We start from the raw sequence: 16665 nt of genomic DNA, 5'->3' as shown, positions 1-16665 counted from the left end.
GGAGCACCGGGTCAGGGCTGTGCGCTCAGCGGCACCCCGGTGAGGGCGTGCCGGAGTCGGGCGTACTCGGCGGCGGTGCCGATGGCCGCCCAATGCTGCGGATGAGTGGCGTAGTGCTGGATGGCGGCGGCCAGGAGCGCCGGGGCGACGGTCAGCTCCCGGACCGGCAGGAAGGCGCTCAATCGCGGCCCCCGGCCGGCCCGGCGGACCAGCTCCGGCCGTTCGATCGGCAGGCGCACGTAGCGGCCGGCCACGCCCGGCTCGACCGGCACCTCCGCGCCGAGTGCCTCCCACGGCACGACGGCGAGGGGGCGGGGCGCGCCGGTGGTGACGCCCTCCGTGGTCAGTGCGACGAACGGCATCCGCCGCCAGTGCACGACCGTGATCGCGACGCAGAGCACCGCGTACACGGCGATCAACGTCCAGCGCAGCGGATTCCCGCCGGCCCGGTCGGCGGTGTCGACACCCATGAAGGCGAACCATCCGGAGAGGATCGGCAGGTAGGTGAGCGCGGTGCGCGGTGGTGAGAAGAAGGCCCGAGCGCTCTCGTCGACCCGCAACTCGGCGGTGCCCGGCCGACGCATCAGCTCGCGGATCAACATGGCGAGGAACAGGACAGGTGGGACCAGGGTCAGCAGCCCGACGACTCCGCCGAGCGAGTCCGCCCACCGGGAGAGCAGACCACCACCGAACCCGGCCGCCGGTGCGACCAGGACGCTGGTCCGCTGGCGGCGCAGCGCCGCCGCGATGATCTCCCGCACGGGCGCATCGTAGGCGGCTGTGGCTACAGCAGGGTCAGCTGTTCGGGCGCCGGGGCGGGCGCGGCCGGTAGTTGGCGGTTCTCACCGACCTCGCCCCGGTGCAGCCCGTGCCGGCGGGCCGCCATCCGCACCCGCGCGGTCACCTCCCGCTGGTACGCCTGCGGCGCGTACGCCCCGGCCTGGTAGAGCTGGCGGTAGCGGGGAACCAGGTGCGGGAACTCGCGGGCCAGCCAGTGCGCGTACCACTCGCGGGCGCCGGGGCGCAGGTGCAGCGGCAGCGGGGTGACGCCGGTGGCCCCGGCCGCGGCGATCGCGGCCACCGTGGCGTCGATCGACTCGTCGTCGTCGGTCAGCCCCGGCAGGATCGGCGCCATCAGCACCCCGACGGCGAAGCCGGCGTCGGTGAGCTGGCGTACCGCGTCGAGGCGGCGGCGCGGGCTCGGCGTGCCCGGCTCGACCGCCCGCCACAGCGCCTCGTCCACGAACCCCACCGAGTAGGACAGCCCGACGCGGGTCACCTCGGCGGCCTGCCGCAGCAGCGGCAGGTCGCGCAGCAGCAGGGTGCCCTTGGTCAGGATCGAGAACGGGTTGGCGAAGTCGCGCAGCGCCTCGATGATCTGGGGCATCAGCCGGTAACGCCCCTCGGCCCGCTGGTAGCAGTCCACGTTGGTGCCCATGGCGATGTGCGCGCCGCGCCACTTCGGGGCGGCCAGCTCCCGGCGCACCAGCTCGCCGGCGTTGACCTTGACGATCACCTTGCGGTCGAAGTCCGCCCCGGCATCGAGGTCGAGGTAGGTGTGCGTGTTGCGGGCGAAGCAGTTGTGGCTGACCACCCCGTTGGCGATGAAGTCGCCGGTGCCGGTGGTGATGTCCCACAGCGGCAGCTCCAGCCCGAGGTCCTCGATGCCGGTCACCCGCAGCCGGGCCCGGCACTTGAGCGCCATGCCCTCGATCGAGCGCTTGTCGGTGACCGCCGGGTCGGCGAGGTGGAAGAAGCGCAGCCGCTCCGGCAGGCCGCCGGTCAGCCGGAGCTGGCGCACCCGGTTGAGGTTGCCCGGGTCGTCGAGCACCCACCGGAAGCCGAACCGGTCCAGGGCGGCGCTCACCCGGCCCAGGCTCCCGTCGTCGCCCACGCTGATCCGGAAGACGCCGCGCCGGCAACTGCCGGCGGCGTCGAAGATGCCGGCGAGGAGGCCCAGCCACCAGTCGTCCGTCGGCTCGTCCGCCGGCCCGATCAGCTCGGCGACCGCCTCGGCGTCACCGGGCCGGGCGGTGCGGATCGCGGTCGTCGACCGGCGACCGGCCCGGACCGGCGGGCCCGGCATCCGCTCCGTGCCGATCCCCGCGTCGGCGAGGAACCGTTCCGCGCGCTCCAGCGCCTCCTCGTCGGCGGTGGCCAGCCGGAAGCGGCTGCCCGGATGGTCCGCGTCGCGCACCACGCCGCAGAGGTAGCCCCGCCGGTAGTCGGCGGAGCGCTTCGGGGCGGTGGCGAACCGGCCGGTGCCGAGCAGCCGGTTGCGGGTGGTCAGGTAGGGCCGCCGGCCGCCACCCCGCATGCTGCCGGTCACGTGTTTCCAGCCGCGTTCGGTGAGGAAGCGGTGGTCGCCGCTGGCCACCAGGGTGGTGCCGTCCTCCAGGGTGACCCGGTGGGCCCGCTTCACCGTCGACCACTTGTCGAGCACCGTGGTCACCACGTAGTGCCGGTAGGCCCCGCGCCGCTCGGTGCCGTAGATCCGGTCGCCGACCTCCAGCTCGCTGATCGCCTTGGTGCGGCCGTCGGCCATCAGGATCGGCGTGTCACCCGCCAAGCAGTACACACACGCGTGGCTGCAGCCACGGTAGGGGTTGATCGTCCACTCGAACGGGACGCGGGACTGGCCCGGCACCCGATTGATGATCGACTTGGCGCGTACCTCGTAGAAGGTCATGCCGGCGAAGCCGGGGGTGTCGAAGGTGCGGGCGATCGCGCCGGGGAGCGCCAGCGGCAGGGGTGGAGTCGCTGGCGCTGCCCCGTCGGGAGTCCCCTCGTCCGGGGGAGCGGAGAGGTTGTCCCAGCGCATGTGGTTCATTCGAACACGCGTACGAACGAAGCGCAAGTGACCCGCCGAACACCGGTCACCGGAGTGGGGCGGGCGGGGTGCAGGATGGGGGTATGGAGACGTCGACCTTCGTCTACGACGGCGACTGCGCGTTCTGCACCCGCTGCGCACAGATCATCGAGCGTCGGATCCCGACCGGGGCCCGGGTGCTGCCCTGGCAGTTCGCCGACCTCGACGCGCTGGGCCTGACCGCCGCCGAGTGCGAGGAGGCGGTGCAGTGGGTCGGCGCGGACGGCGTACGCGCCGCGGGACCGGACGCCATCGCCCGGCTGCTCGGCGACAGCAACCCGTTCTGGCGGATCGCCGGGGCCGGGCTGCGGCTGCCTCCGGTACGCGCGGCCGCCTGGCCGGCGTACCGCTGGGTGGCCCGCAACCGCCACCGGCTGCCCGGCGGCACCGCGGCCTGCGCCGTGCCCTCCGCCGGCCGCGACTGACCCCCCGGCCCGGCCCGGCCGGTCAGTCGGGCAGGCCGGTGCAGGCGGTGCCGTCGATGGTGCAGGCCGTGGGGGTGGCACTGATCGCCGCACCGCTCACCCGGAACGTCACCCGCACCATGCCGCCGCCGGGCACCCGTCCGGTGTCCCCCTCCGGCACGAAGGTCCACGTCGCGCCGTCCCGGCTGGTCCGGGCCCCGGTCACCGAGGTGACCTGGAGCGACTCGCGGGGCAGCACGATGACGAGGTGCCAGTCCGGCGCCGGCGCCGTACCCGGGTTGTTGATCGTCACCGCGGCGCCGTAGCTCAGCAGGGCGCTCTCCTCGACGGCGAAGTCGGCGCGCAGCGCGACGGGTGCGGGTGGCGCCGCGGTGGTCGCCGACGGCGTCCCGGCCGACCGCGGGGCGGCCGGCGGGCCGGGGGCCGGTGGCGCCGCCCGGGTCACGGGGGGTGTGGAGCTCCGGGGGGTGGCGACGATCGCACCCGGCCGCTCGTCCGGCGTGCCGGTCTCGGCCGGCTCGGTCGCCGGCACGCCCGCACCCGGCCCGACGGCCACCGGGGTCAGCCGTTCCGGCGTGCGCAGCACGGTGACGATCGAGTAGGCGGTGGCCAGCAGCACGCCCAGCGCGGCCACGATGGCGACGTGCGCGAGCCGCGAGCCGTCACCCCGGCCGAGGACGGCGCGACGCGCGGACGCGGCCACGGCGACGACACCGTCCAACAGGACGATCGGCAGGGTCCGCCGTGGCGGGGACGGTGGTGCCGGCACTGGCCCTTCCCCCTTCAGGTCGTCCGTCGGACCGGAGCCCGCGGTCCTCCGGTCCCCGTGGTCCCCGCCGGTCAGAGCGTGCGGAGCCCGTCGAGCAGCGCCTCGAGCAGTGCCCTGGACGGCACCTCGGACAGCGTCGGCGGCTCGTGCGTCTCGATCAGCCCCGCCGCCAACAGGTCCCCGAGTAGTACCCGGACGCTACCCAACGGCAACCCCAGTTCGGCAGCGACCTCCGCCACCGACAGTGGACGGTGGCACCGCTCGATTATGCGGGCCTGCTCGGGAAACAGCTGAGCGGAGGCCGGGGCCGCCCGCCGGGCCACGACGATGGAGATCAGATCGAGCCGACCGTGGTCGGAGGTGAGACGGCCCCGCGTCAGCGTGTACGGCCGGGCCACCGGCCCGGCGTCCTCGTCGTACCACGCCTCGTCATGGTCTCCAGTGGTGCGCACCGCTGTCCCCGCCTGTCCCCGTGCCGGCCGGCTCGAGGTACACGGGCAGGGCCCGCTCGGCCTGTGCCGCGAAGAGCGCCACCTCGTACGCCATGTCGCCGACGTCGGCGTCGTCGCCCATCCGGACGGTGAGGATCGCTCCGCCCCGGGTGGTGGCGATGAACACGAACGCGCGTGACATCTGCACGATGACCTGCCGCAGGGCGCCGGTGGCGCACACCCGGGCGGTCGCCTGTCCCAGCACGTACAGGCCGCTGACCAGGCTGGAGAGCTGCTCCGCGAGGCGGTCCGGCAGGTTCCGGGACCGGCCGAGCAGCAGCCCGTCGGGGGAGAGGACCACGGCGACCTCGGCCCCGGGGACCCGGTCGACCAGGCCGTCCAGGGCGGCCGTCAGGCTGTCGGTGGTGACCGCTGAAGGAGTCATCTAGGTCCTCTCGCCGCTGTTGCGGAGCGTTGTCTCGACGATGTCGGGGTCGGTGGCGCCGGGTGCGGGCCGGACCGCCCCGGACTGGCGGATCCGCGTGGGCAGCCCACCGCCGCCGGCCGGCGGGTGCGTGGCCCGGGCCGGCAGGGCCTCGCCGCCGGCGACCGGGCCGCCGTGGGGTGCCGTCGCGGTCACCAGGCCGGTTGGGAGCAGTACGACGGCGGCGGTTCCGCCGCGCGGGCCGGGCCGCAGCGAGACCCGGGCGCCGCAGCGGGCGGCGAGCAGGGCGGCGACGTAGAGCCCGGTCCCGCCGGCGGGCGGGCCGTCCGGGGGCGGCCGGTCCAGCAGGTCGTTCGCCTCGGCCAGCGCGGCGGCAGCCAGGCCGGGCCCGTCGTCGAGGATCACCACGGCGCAGCCCTGCGGCCCCGGCTCACCGGCGACCCGAACGGTGGTGTGCTCCGGCGAGCAGGCCACCGCGTTCTCGATCAGCTCGGCCAGCAGGTGGACGACGTCCGTGACGCCGGACCCGGCGAGCGACCACGGCCAGTGCGGTGCGACCAGGACCCGGTGGTAGTCCGGCACCTCGGCGACCGCCCCGCGGACCACGTCGAGCAGCGGCACCGGTCTCCGCCAGCGGCGGGCCGGCCTCCCGCCGGCGAGGATGACCAGCTTCTCGACGTTGCGCCGGACACGGGTGGCGAGATGGTCGAGCCGGAACAGGTCGGCGGTCTCCTCCGCCGCCCGCTCCCGTCGCTCCATCGCGTCCAGCAGCGTGAGCTGGTCGCGCAGCAGGGCCTGGTTGCGTCGGGTCAGCCGGAGGAACAGCTCGCCGGTGGAGGTCGCCTCCGGCGGGGAACCGGCCCCTCCGTCGGCCAGCCGGCGGAGGGTGCGGGACCAGCCGACCAGCACGACGAGCACCGCGATGAGCCCCAGCCCCACCACCACGCCGGTCCGGGTGACCACCAGCGCGGCGGCCGGCGCGGCCCGCTCGACGCTGTCGCGTGCCGCGACGATCACCAGCTCCCGCAGTCCGGTCAGGGCCGGGTCGACCGTCACCCGCCAGCGCTGCGCGCTGATCCCGGTCGGGACGTCGGCACCCGGCGTGCGGAGCAGTCGGTCCTCCAGCCGGAGCAGCTCGGCGAATCCGGGGCTCTCCACCAGCCGCCGGTGCTGGTCCCGTCCGGTGGCCGGCAGCCCCACGGCCGCCGTCGCCCGGGCGTACCGCTGGGTGGCCACCAGCTCGGCCAGGCGGCGCCGGTCGTCGTCGTCGATCTCGCCGCCGGCCAGGGCCGCGGTCACCAGGGTGTCCTCCCGGGCGAGCAGCTCGCGGGCCCGGGCCAGCGCGACGACCGCACGGGTCTCGCCGGCCAGTTCGTCCTCGCGTCCGCCCCACTCCGGGCCGTACACCGCGAAGGCGGCATCGATCAGCCGGTCGTATCCGGCGACCGCGCTGGGCCGGTCGAGTCGCCCGCCGTCCACCTCGGACCGGAGGGTGGCCAGCCCGGTCAACTGGCGGACCAGCTCATCGGCCCGGTCCCGCACCGCGCCCGCGGTGAGCAGCCGCGGGTCGTGGCCTTCGGTGAACGCGCGCACCGGGGCGACCGTGCCGTCCGTCCGGTCCCGCGCCTCGGCCAGCGCGGCCCGTGTCCGTCCGGCCCCGGCGATCGTCTCGGCGGTCAACCGGCGTTCCCGCTGCAGTTGGAGGATCAGCAGGTCGGTGGGCTGGCCCAGGGTGTCGGCCAGGACCCGGACCCGGACCAGGTCCGCGGCGTCCCGGCCGGTGAGCACCGCCGAGTACGCCCACAGGGTCAGCAGGACGGCCGCCAACGCACCCACCTTCAGCCGTAGCCCTTCCCCCTGGCTCACCGCGGGTCCCGTTCCGGCCACGGCTGCCGGCCCGCCGCGCTCGACCGGTCGGCGACGATGGTGCGCAGCAGGGCCAGCAGCTCCGCCCGGTTGGCGCAGTTCAGCCGGGACCGCATCCGCGCCACATGGTGCTCCACGGTCTTCGCCGAGATGAAGAGCCGGTCGCCGACCTCCCGGTAGGTCAACCCCGCCAGCACCAGCTCGGCCACCTCGTGCTCGCGGTCGCTGAGCCGGTACCGGGTGGGACCGGTGACGGCGTCGGCGACCGGTGCCGAGCCGTCGTCCGCCCCGACGGGCGCCCCGCCGGTGCGGGCGGGCGGCCGGGCCTGGAGCACCCGGGCGCACTCCAGCAGGGTGGTCATCGCCCGCCGGTCCGAGGTCCGGATCGCGGCCTGTCCGGCGAGGCGGGCGGCGTCCCAGCACAGCCCGGCGTCGTGCAACCCGCGGGCGGCGGCCTCCACCCGGACCGGGTCCACGACCCCACGCAGCACCTCGACCCAGCTCGTGGCGGCCGCGGCGACCACGGCGGCGTACCGGCTGTGGTCGGCCGCGGCGAGCAGGGCGGCGACGTGTGCGTCGGCGACGGCCGGCTGCTCGGTGAGGATCGCGGCGTGCAGCCCGGTCCAGTGCAGCGGCGCGCTCCACAGCGCCGGGTTGCCGAGCCGGTCCAGCAGGAGCCAGGCCTCCCGCAGGTAGGGCTCCAGCCGGGCCAGGTCGCCCAACCGGGCGCCGGCCACCGCGAGTTCGCCCAGCGGCAGCAGCGTGAACAGGTCCACCGGGTGCCGGACCACCGCCTCCAAGGCCGGCCCCCAACCGCGTTGCAGCCCTCCGAGGTCGCTGTTGCGCCGGGCGATGCCGAGTTGGAGCGCGCTGGCCAGCAGCAGGTCGCGCGACTCCAGCGGTCGCTCGTCGGCGGTCAGCGCGGCGAGGTGGTCGGCCGCGCCGGCCGTCTGGCCGCGGACCATCCGGATCCAGGCCTGCAACAGCCGGTGCCGCCGGGCCATCAACGGCCCACCGATGCCGGTCGTCACGGCCCGGTCGAGCACCCCCTCGGCGATGTCCAACTCGGCACAGTGGATCGCGGTCAACGCGGCGAGCGCGGCCGGGCTGTCCGGCAGGAGCGCCCGCCGCCCGTCCGGCTCCAGCAGTGCGGTCGCCTGCACCAGCCGGGAGAGCGCGCTGGTCGGCGGGCCGGTGATGCTCTCCCGTACCCCCTCGGCCATCAGCCGGGCGGCACTGGTATGCAGGCTCGGCGGCCCGCCGGCCGGGTCGTCGGGCTGGTCCGTGCCCGCGGCCGGGCGGCCGAGGGCGAGCGCCCCGACGGTGGCGAACGCGGTGGACGCGGCGTGGCCCGACCACCGGAACAGCTCGACGCTGCGCTCCACCTGGCCGCGGTGCGCCAGCGCCGTCCCGGCCACCGTGGTCGCCTCCGCCCGCACGGCCGAAGTGGCCGTCGCGAGCAGGCGGTTCGCCAGCCGCAGCGCGGCTTCCAGGTCGCCGGCGAGCGCCGCGGCGACCGCCTGACGGGCGGCGGCCGGCAGCCCTCTCGCGGCGGCCGCGGCGAACAGTTCGACCGAGAGCGCCGGCTCGGCGCCGAGCGCCTCCTCGGCCGCGGCCGCCAGCGCCGCGGCCGGGCAGTCGTCGAGCGCGCCGGCCGCGCGCAGCGCCCGGACCAGCGGGAGCACCGCCGCACCGCGACCGAGCTGCACCTCGATGAGGCGGCGCCAGATCGCGGTGCGTTCGGTGGCCGGGCTGAGCGTGATGACCGCGCGCCGCACGATCGGCGCGAGCCGGCCGTCGGCGCCGAGCAGGCCGGCCGCCCTGGTGTACGCCACCAGCTCGTCCACCGCCTCCGGCTCCCGGTCGAGCAGCGGCCCGAGCAGGTCCACCGGCAGCGGCACGCCCGCGGCGACGGCCAGCAGCAGCCGCCGGACGTCCGGTGGCAGCTCCTCCAGGTCCGGCCCGAACTGGAGCACGGCCGGCCGGGGTGGCTCGGTCGGAAAACCGGGCCGGCTCTCCTGCCCGCACAGGCCCCGGACCAGCCGGTCGACGTCCCGCGGGACACCGCCGGTCTGCGCGTGCACGAATGCGACCAGTTCGCTCTTCGGGCCGAGCTCCGGTACGCCCGCGAGGTAGTCGCGGGTCTGCTCGGCGGTGAACGGGCTGAGCACGACCTGCTGCCCGTCCCGTTTCAGCGCGTCGGCCAGCGCGGCCAGCGCCGCCCGCCGCGGCCACGGGCGGTAGCCGACCAGCAGCCGGTGCTGGCGGCCGACCACCAGCCGGCGCAGCGTCTCGAGCCGTGCGTCGTCCAGCAGGTGCGCGTCGTCGACCAGCAGCACGGCCTCCGGATCGACCGGGCCGGACCCGCTGGGCGCGCCTTCCCGCACGGTGTTGCCCGCGTCCCGGTGGGCCCGCGCCAGCTCCCTGAGCAGGGCGCTCTTTCCGTGGCCGCCGGGACCCGTCACGCCGACGGCGAGGGGACGCCCGGGATCCGCCGCGACCACCCCGAGCAGGGTGGTCGGTCCCGTGCCCAGCACGAGCCGGGCGTCGGCCGCGGCACTCATGATCATGACGGTCATCCTTCGCGGTCCCGGCTCCGGCCGCGGGCCAGTGCCAGACGGGACGCCTTCGGCAGGTTCAGCGGGGTGATCCGGACGGGCGGCCGGGCCGGCGGCTCGCCGTGGACGGTCCGGTCGGGCTCGGCGGGCCGCCACGCCGGAAGGGCCGGCCCGGCGTCACTGACCGGCGCGGAGGCGGGTGCCGGCGCCGGGCGGCGGGGCCGCGGTGACACCACCTGGCAGGCGGCCAGCGCCGCCCCGGTGGCGGCGGTCAGCTGGGGATCCGGCTCGACCTCGACCGGGACCGGCAGGGCCGCGGCGAGCAGTTCGGTGACCAGCGGGATCCGGGCCGAGCCGCCGGCCAGGAGGACGCCGTCGAGCTGCGCCGGCGTCAGGCCGGCGGAGTGCACGGTCTGCACCAGCAGGTCCACGGTGGCCCGTACCGCGGGCCGGATCATGTCCTCGAACTGCGCCCGGGTCACCGGCACCCGGACCGGCCCGCTCGGCAGGGTCAGCATGACGTCGGTCTCCGGGCCGACGGTGAGCTCGTGCTTGGCCCGGCCGCACTCGGCCAGCAGCCCGTGCAGGGTCGGGTACGTCTCCGCGCCGGCGAACTCACGGCCGAGCGCGGCCCGGACGTGTTCGGCGAGCGCCTCGTCGAAGTCGGTGCCGCCGAGCGTCTCCAGGCCCTGCGGCAGGCCGAACGTCTCGTACCGGCCCCGCGCGTTGCGGCGGACCAGCGCCGCCTCGAAGGTGTTGCCGCCCAGGGCGTAGACCGCGGCCGTGGTGCCCGGGAACCCGCGCGCCGCATGGCTCTCGGCCACCGTGACCGTGCGGGGGAGCAGCGTCACGTTGCGCAGGTCGAGGCCCCACAGTGCCCGGTGCAGCAGGTCGCGCCGGTGCGGGCCCCACCCGGCGGGGTGGCTGAGCACGACGGCCTCGGCGAACCCGCCCTCGTGGGCGGAGACACGGTGCACCACCCACGTCGCGAGTTCGGCGACCAGCGTCTCCGGCGGGCACGGCTCGCCGCCGAGCAGGAGGGGCACGTCGTCGCCGACCCTACGGACGAAGTCCCGGGTGGTGCGGCTGTGGTCGTCGGCGGCCGGCTCGCCGACCATGAGCGACCCGTCCGGCGCCAGGTGCAGCACCGACGGTACGACGGCCGAGCCGGCGCCCAGCGCCACCACCTCGGGGCGGGCCCAGGTGTCGCCCCGTCGCCGTGCGACGGTGGCGGCCGTGCCGGTGTTCCCGATGTCCAGTCCCAGGACGTACGGCATTCGTTTTTCCTCCACCGCGAGTGGCCCTGGCGACGGTGTCGGCACCGTGGCGACCCACCCCCGGCGAACCCCGTGGGCTCCTACGTTCGTACCAGAGATCGCCTCCGACCCGGTACCCTAACTCGGGCCGGCCCGGCTCCCCCTGTCCCCCTAACACCCGAGGGGCGACGACCCCCTAATCGGCCGGGGCGGGTTGCGGGTCGCGCCCCGATGACGACCACGGACCCCCGGCCATAGCGTCACTGTCGCGGCACGACGGTGCTGACGCTACGTTCGAGGAGAAGTCCCCATGGATTCGCACCAGACCCTGCACGACTTCGTGCTCAACCTGCTCACCGACCCCGACGCGCGGTCGGCCTTCGACCTCGACCCGGAGGGTGCGCTGCAGGCCGCGGGGCTCACCGACGTCACCGCCGCCGACGTGCAGGACGTCGTGCCGCTGGTGGTCGACTACGCCCCCGGCGCGGCGGGGCTCGCGCCGGTGGCCCCGGTGGTCGGGCAGCTCGGGCTCGACCCGCTGACCAGCGACGCCACCGACGTGGTCGGCCAGCTCCAGGCGGTGCCGTACCAGGTCGGCGTCAGCAGCTCCCACAGCGGTGTGGACGTGTCGGCCGGCGCGCTGGGCGCCATCGCGGTCGACCCGGCCGGCCTGTACGCCGGGGCGGCCCTGGTCCCGGGCATCGGCCTCGGCGTCGGGCCGGGCGGCCTCGGCACCGACCTGACCGGGGTGCACGACGTGGCGGACACCCTCGACTCGGACGTGGTGGGCGCGGTGGACACCGTCGCCGACCCGGTCGTCGGGGATGTCGCCGGGACGGTCGGCGACCCGCTCGGCACCACGGCCGGCCTCGACCTGCTGCACGACGGTGGGGTGCTCGGCGGCGACCTCGGCGTCCTCTCCGGTACGCAGGGCCAGGTCGACGGCGTCGTCGGTTCGCTCGGCGTCGACCAGACCCTGGGCGGGCTCGGCCTGGGTGACGGCTCGGGTGTGGTGCCGCCGGTGCACGTGCCGGCCACCGTGGACGGTGTGACGCACCAGGTGGACAGCACCCTGTCCGGCGTCACCGGCACGGTCAGCGGCGTGACGGGCACGGTCGGCGGCCTGACCGGCGGGATCACCGACGGGGTGTCCGGCGACGCCGGGGTGGACGGCGCGGGGGTCCACGGTGACGTGCACGGCTCGACCGACGGCGGTCTGCTGGGCGGCCTGTTCTGAGCGAGGGCTCAGCCAGGAGCGGGAGGCCCGATCCGGCCTCCCGCTCCTGTTCCCGTTCGCGGCCCTCTTGATAATTGAGCCGAAATCCGCACACTTGGTGCGTGATCGCGGGGATCTGGCTGGATGTGCTCGATGAGATCGCCCGTACGTGTGGCGCACACGGGCGGGGCGATCTGCTCCAGACCGTGCGGCAGAAGCGGGTGCAACTCCTGGACCCGAGGCTGCGCGTGCTGGTCATCGGCGAGTCGCAGCAGGGCAAGAGTCAGCTGATCAACGCCATCGTCAACGCGCCCGCCTGCCCGGTCGGCGACGGCCGCACCACCGTGCTGCCGACCGTGGTGCAGCACGCCGAGGTGCCGTCGGTCGCCGTGGTCCAGGCGCCGCCACCCGCCCCGGGCCGGCCCGCCGGGCCGGTGCTCCCGGTGACCGGCGAGCGGACTCCGGTGCCGCTGGACCAGGTCGCCGCGGGGGTGGCCGGCACGTTTGGTCGTCGGCCCGGCGGCGGCCCGGCGTACGTCGAGATCGGACTGCCGCGCGCGCTGCTCGGCTCCGGGCTGGTGCTGGTGGACACCCCGGGCACCGAGGAGGTGGCCACCCTGAGCGCCGCCGGCCCGACCGCGTCGCCGGCGTGGGCGGACACCGTGCTGCTGGTGTCCGACTCCACCCGGGAACTCTCGGCCGGCGAGCTGACCATGCTGCTGCACGTCGCCCGGTCGCACCCGAACGTGGTGCTGGTGCAGACCAAGACCGATCTCGTACCCGACTGGCGGGCGGTCGCCGAGCGCAACCGGCAGCACCTGGCCGAAGCCGGGGTGCCGGCGCCGGTCATCCCGGTCTCGGCGGCCCTGCGGCTGCGCGCGGCGGTCGGCGACGACCGGGAGCTGAACGCCGAGTCCGGCTTCCCCGTGCTGATCGCCCGGTTGCAGCGGGACCTCGCCGGCAAGTCCGACCGCCTGGCCCGGGCCGCGGTCGCCGTGACCGCCCGGACGGTAGTCGAACAGCTGGCCGCGCCGCTGCGCGCCGAGCTGGAGAGCCAGCAGGCCGAGGAGCAGTCCGGCCCGATCTCGCGGCTGCACGCGGCGCAACGTGAGGTCGACGAGTTGCGTCGCTGCTCCACGAGGTGGCAGAACACGCTCGCCGACGAGATGGCCGACCTGCTCTCCGACATCGAGTACGACCTGCGCGACCGGACCCGGCGGATCCTGCGCGAGGTCGACGAGGCGTTCGACAGCGCCGACCCGCTGGTCAGCTGGGACAGCTTCCAGGAGTGGCTGGAGCGCAGCCTCCTGGAGGCGGCGGAGGCCAACCACGAGTGGTTGGTCCGGCGCTGCGACTGGGCCGCCCGCCGGGTGGCCGACAACTTCTCCCGGTACGGCGGGGACGTGCTGCCACCCTGGTCGATGACGACACCGGCGGACCTCGGCGACGGCCTGCCGGAGCTCGAACGGCCTCCCGTCGACCGGTTCACCACCAGCCAGAAGCTGATCAGCGGCATGCGCGGTTCGTACGGCGGCCTGTTGATGGTCGGGTTGGCGACGACGCTGGCCGGGATGCCCATGATCAACCCGCTCTCCGTCGGGGTCGGCGCGCTGTTCGGCGGCAAGAGCATCCGCGACGAGAGCAAGCAGCTGCTCCGGCGCCGCCAGGCGGTGGTCAAGACGGCGATCCAGCGGCACGTCGACGACTTCTTCGTCCGGGTCACCAAGGACCGCCGGGACGCCGCCCGGCAGGTGCAGCGGATGCTGCGGGACCACTTCACCGGGCTGACCGAGGAACTCCAGGAGGCCATCATCCGGTCGTTCCGCAGCGCCAAGCAGGCCGCCGACACCGACGCGGCCGTCCGCGACCAGCGGCAGCGCGAGATCCGGCTGAAGATGACCCGACTGGCCGGGCTCTTCGAGCAGGCCCAGCAGTTGACCGGCCCGGCCCGCCCGGCGCCGCTGGAACCCCGGCCATGACCGTCGGGCTGCGGCTGGATGAGGCGGTGTGGGGGTTGCTGCACCAGGCGCTCCAGCACTACCGGGACGACCCGAGGGCGACGGACCACCTGCGGCACCAGTTGGCCCGGCTGGAGCAACCGCTGCGGGTCGCGATCGCCGGCCCGTGGCGGTCCGGCAAGTCGACCCTGCTGAACGCGATCATGGGCGAGGAGGTCGCGCCGGTCGACGGGGTGGACGGCAGCAGCGTCTTCACCTGGTACGAGGACGGGCCGCAGCCGCGAGCCACCGCGTACGCGACCGGCCAACCGCCGCAGGAGCTGGCGATCGCCAAGTCGGCGACCGGGATGCGGGTGGATCTCGTCGGCTGGCGGGCGGGCGAGCTGCGGGACATCGCGGTGCAGTGGCCGACCCGGACGCTGCGCCAGGTGACGCTGATCGACACGCCGGCCACCGGCCTCGACGAGCAGGGCCGGGCGCCGGTGATGGAGCGGGTGCTGCGGGACGCGGACGCGGTGCTGTACCTGACCCGTGACGGCCGGGACAGCGACCTGCGGGTGCTGGAGACCAGCCGGGAGAGCGCGGTCGGGCAGGCCGCCGCGGTGCACGTGATCATGGTGCTGTCCCGGGTGGACGAGACCGGTGGCGGTCGGATCGACGGCCTGCTCACCGCCCGCCAGCTCGCCCGGCGGCAGCACCGGGACCCCCGGGTGAACGAGCTCAGCGTGCACGTCGTCCCGTGCAGCGGCCTGCTCGGCCTGGCCGGCCGGATCCTCAGCGAGTCCGACTACGCCGTGCTCGCCGCGCTGGCCCGGGTGCCCCGCCCGGAGCTAGAGCCGCACCTGCTCTCGGCAGATCGTTTCGTCCGCGGCGACCTGCCCGTCCGGCTCGACGCCGGGGTCCGTGCCGGGCTGCTGGCCCGGCTCGGGCTGTTCGGGATCCGGCTGGCGACCACGCTGATCCGTACCGGCTGCGACAGCCGGGCGAAGCTCTCCGCCGAGCTGATCCGGCGCAGCGGCCTGACCGAGCTGCGCGAGTCGATGGCCCGCTTCCTGGTCGACCGGCGGGACACGCTGAAGGCCCGGTCGGCGCTGGCGGCCGTCGAGGCGCTGCTACGGGCCGAGCCCGGCCGGGGTGCGGACGAGCTGCTGGGCCGGGTCGAGCAGATCCTCGTCGGGGCGCACGAGTTCCGCGAGCTGCGCCTGCTCGCCGCGCTGCGGACCAGCCGGCTGGGGTTCGACGCCGAGCTGGCCGAGGAGGCGGCGCGGCTGGTCGGCGGCGACGGGGTCGGCCTGGCGGCCCGCCTCGGCGTGGAGCACGACGCGACGGTGCACCGGCTCTGGGAGGTCGCCGCCGAGGCGCAGTGGCGGTGGCGGAACCGGGCGGAGGATCCGCTGCTACGCCTGGCCCAGCGGCGCGGCGCCCAGGTCGTCGTCCGCAGCTGCGAGGGGATGCTCGCCGAGCTGGCCGAGGGGGGCCGGTGAGCGGCGCCGGCGGAGCAGCGCGATCGGGCGGACCTTCTCCAGGGGCAGGAAGCCGGTCATCGCCACCAGGTGCGGCGCGAACGAGATGGTGATCGTCGCGATGGTCACCAGGTGGAACGAGTAGAAGAAGCCGACCATGGCCAGCCGCCACCGCTCCGGCAGCAGGAAGACCAGCGGGCTGAGCAGCTCGAAGGCGAGGATGCCGAACTGGGCGACGATCAGCAGGTGCGGCACCTGGGCGATCACGTCGGCCAGGTCGGTGCCGCGCCGGATGATCGCCCGGGCCAGCACCGAGCCGGTGGCCCAGTCCAGGCCGCCGAAGCGGAACTTGGCCCAGGCGGCCAGGAAGTAGGTGCAGATGACCGCGATCTGGGTGACCCGCAGCGCCCAGCCGCCCGCCTCGGTGCGGGTCGGGTCGCCGTGCCGGGCCCGCCCGGCGGTGGGCAGGACGGCCAGCGCCACGAGCAGCCCGACCCGGTCGTGGTCGACCTTGCCGTAGCTCATCGCGACGATCATCCACTCGAAGTAGAGCGCGAAGACCGTCCAGCCGAGCAGCCGCGGCGCCCGGCCGGTGGAGGCGAGCAGGGAGACCGCCACCAGCACCCAGAAGATCACGCCGACCAGGGCCGGGGTGGGGGTGGGCAGCGGGAGCAGCCGGCCGATCAGCAGCGGCTGGTAGAGGTCGCCGGGCACGTCGACCCGGGTGCGTACCCAGGGGGTGAAGACCACCAGGTCGGCGGCGACGAAGAGGTAGACGAGGGTGCGGAAGGCGGCCACCCGGCCGCGCGGGACCGCCTCGGTCAGCCAGCCGGTCACGGGATGGTCTTCCAGCGTACGGCGGTGCGGTCGGTCCAGCGGCCGGTCGGGCGACCGCCCTGGATGTCGTACCAGCGGACCACGATGCGGACCTCGACCAGCGCGGGGGCGGCCGGGTGGCGCTCGGCGAACGCCTCGGCGACCCGGCGCAGCAGGCCGGGATCGGCGGCGTACCGGTCCTGCTGGCCCTCGATCTCGGCGCGCCGGATGCCGGTGGCGTCCTGGCCGAGCGGCACCACCGCCCCGGTGCGGTCGACGCCCTCCACCCGGGTGTCGGGGGCGGGCGCGTCCGGCGGGTCGGAGGTGGAGTACATCCGGAACGGCCCGAACGGGAAGTCGTCGTCGGTGCCGCGCACGGTGCCGAGGAGGAGCAGCGCCAGCCCGAGCAGCGTGGCGCCCAGCCGGACGGCACGCCCGCGGGTGGTCAAGGTCTCCATCGGCTGGTGACGATACGGGAGAAACATGTCCGGAAGGCGTCGGTCTGTCGGCCATTCCTGACTGTCCGTGTCGCTCTTTCCGGGCCCCGACGCCGCCCGGACGACACCGGCCGGGCCCCCGAGGGGGCCCGGCCG

The 16665-nt window shown here is 75.4% G+C and carries 14 protein-coding genes; 4 read left to right on the top strand and 10 right to left on the bottom strand.

Features of this window, described 5'->3' with window-relative positions:
* Window positions 1-11: 11 nt before the first annotated feature.
* Entirely contained in the window at window positions 12-761 is a 750-nt protein-coding gene (locus AB0F68_RS26770; RefSeq protein ID WP_357343120.1) for a hypothetical protein, read from the bottom strand.
* A 23-nt stretch (window positions 762-784) separates the two neighbouring features.
* Complete coding sequence (locus AB0F68_RS26765; protein ID WP_357343118.1) at window positions 785-2821, bottom strand: intein-containing Rv2578c family radical SAM protein; 2037 nt, start codon at window positions 2819-2821, stop codon at window positions 785-787.
* Between the two features lie 92 nt (window positions 2822-2913).
* Here AB0F68_RS26765 and AB0F68_RS26760 point away from each other — a divergent pair, with 92 nt between their 5' ends.
* Entirely contained in the window at window positions 2914-3294 is a 381-nt protein-coding gene (locus AB0F68_RS26760) for a DUF393 domain-containing protein (RefSeq protein ID WP_357343116.1), read from the top strand.
* A 22-nt stretch (window positions 3295-3316) separates the two neighbouring features.
* On the opposite strand, the gene AB0F68_RS26755 is transcribed toward AB0F68_RS26760, so the two are convergent.
* The 6 genes from AB0F68_RS26755 to AB0F68_RS26730 form a co-directional block, all read right to left on the bottom strand.
* Window positions 3317-4063 carry a cellulose binding domain-containing protein gene (locus AB0F68_RS26755; protein WP_357343114.1) on the bottom strand — a complete coding sequence of 249 codons (747 nt, stop codon included), beginning with the start codon at window positions 4061-4063 and terminating at the stop codon, window positions 3317-3319.
* Between the two features lie 71 nt (window positions 4064-4134).
* Window positions 4135-4515, bottom strand: a complete 381-nt coding sequence (locus AB0F68_RS26750; RefSeq protein ID WP_357343112.1) for a DUF742 domain-containing protein — start codon at window positions 4513-4515, stop codon at window positions 4135-4137.
* Window positions 4493-4939 carry a roadblock/LC7 domain-containing protein gene (locus AB0F68_RS26745; RefSeq protein ID WP_357343110.1) on the bottom strand — a complete coding sequence of 149 codons (447 nt, stop codon included), beginning with the start codon at window positions 4937-4939 and terminating at the stop codon, window positions 4493-4495. Before AB0F68_RS26745 ends, AB0F68_RS26750 begins: the two co-directional genes overlap by 23 nt.
* Window positions 4940-6766 (bottom strand): nitrate- and nitrite sensing domain-containing protein, encoded by a 1827-nt coding sequence (locus tag AB0F68_RS26740; RefSeq protein ID WP_357343108.1) that lies wholly within the window; start codon window positions 6764-6766, stop codon window positions 4940-4942.
* A gap of 35 nt (window positions 6767-6801) precedes the next feature.
* Complete coding sequence (locus tag AB0F68_RS26735) at window positions 6802-9375, bottom strand: LuxR C-terminal-related transcriptional regulator (RefSeq protein WP_357343106.1); 2574 nt, start codon at window positions 9373-9375, stop codon at window positions 6802-6804.
* A 5-nt stretch (window positions 9376-9380) separates the two neighbouring features.
* On the bottom strand, window positions 9381-10640 hold the full coding sequence (locus tag AB0F68_RS26730; protein ID WP_357343104.1) for an Hsp70 family protein: 1260 nt from the start codon (window positions 10638-10640) through the stop codon (window positions 9381-9383).
* A 289-nt stretch (window positions 10641-10929) separates the two neighbouring features.
* Between AB0F68_RS26730 and AB0F68_RS26725 the strand changes: the two genes are divergently transcribed.
* The 3 genes from AB0F68_RS26725 to AB0F68_RS26715 all read left to right on the top strand — a co-directional run bounded on the left by AB0F68_RS26725 (window position 10930) and on the right by AB0F68_RS26715 (window position 15277).
* Window positions 10930-11856 (top strand): IniB N-terminal domain-containing protein, encoded by a 927-nt coding sequence (locus AB0F68_RS26725; protein ID WP_357343102.1) that lies wholly within the window; start codon window positions 10930-10932, stop codon window positions 11854-11856.
* Between the two features lie 101 nt (window positions 11857-11957).
* The gene (locus AB0F68_RS26720) at window positions 11958-13814 is read left to right on the top strand and encodes a dynamin family protein (RefSeq protein ID WP_357343100.1); all 1857 of its coding nucleotides are present in this window, start codon (window positions 11958-11960) and stop codon (window positions 13812-13814) included.
* Window positions 13811-15277 (top strand): dynamin family protein, encoded by a 1467-nt coding sequence (locus AB0F68_RS26715; protein ID WP_357343098.1) that lies wholly within the window; start codon window positions 13811-13813, stop codon window positions 15275-15277. The genes AB0F68_RS26720 and AB0F68_RS26715 overlap by 4 nt, the downstream gene beginning before the upstream one ends.
* Here the strand turns inward: AB0F68_RS26715 and AB0F68_RS26710 are convergent.
* Entirely contained in the window at window positions 15191-16093 is a 903-nt protein-coding gene (locus AB0F68_RS26710) for an MFS transporter permease (protein WP_357343096.1), read from the bottom strand. The two genes, AB0F68_RS26715 and AB0F68_RS26710, sit on opposite strands and share 87 nt — an antisense overlap.
* Window positions 16090-16530 (bottom strand): hypothetical protein, encoded by a 441-nt coding sequence (locus AB0F68_RS26705; RefSeq protein WP_357343094.1) that lies wholly within the window; start codon window positions 16528-16530, stop codon window positions 16090-16092. Before AB0F68_RS26705 ends, AB0F68_RS26710 begins: the two co-directional genes overlap by 4 nt.
* Window positions 16531-16665 lie beyond the last annotated feature (135 nt).

The sequence above is a fragment of the Micromonospora sp. NPDC023966 genome (assembly GCF_040639095.1).
GTDB lineage: Bacteria > Actinomycetota > Actinomycetes > Mycobacteriales > Micromonosporaceae > Micromonospora.
The sequence above is the reverse complement of the archived record's forward strand: the minus strand, read 5'-3'. Positions and strand labels throughout refer to the sequence as shown.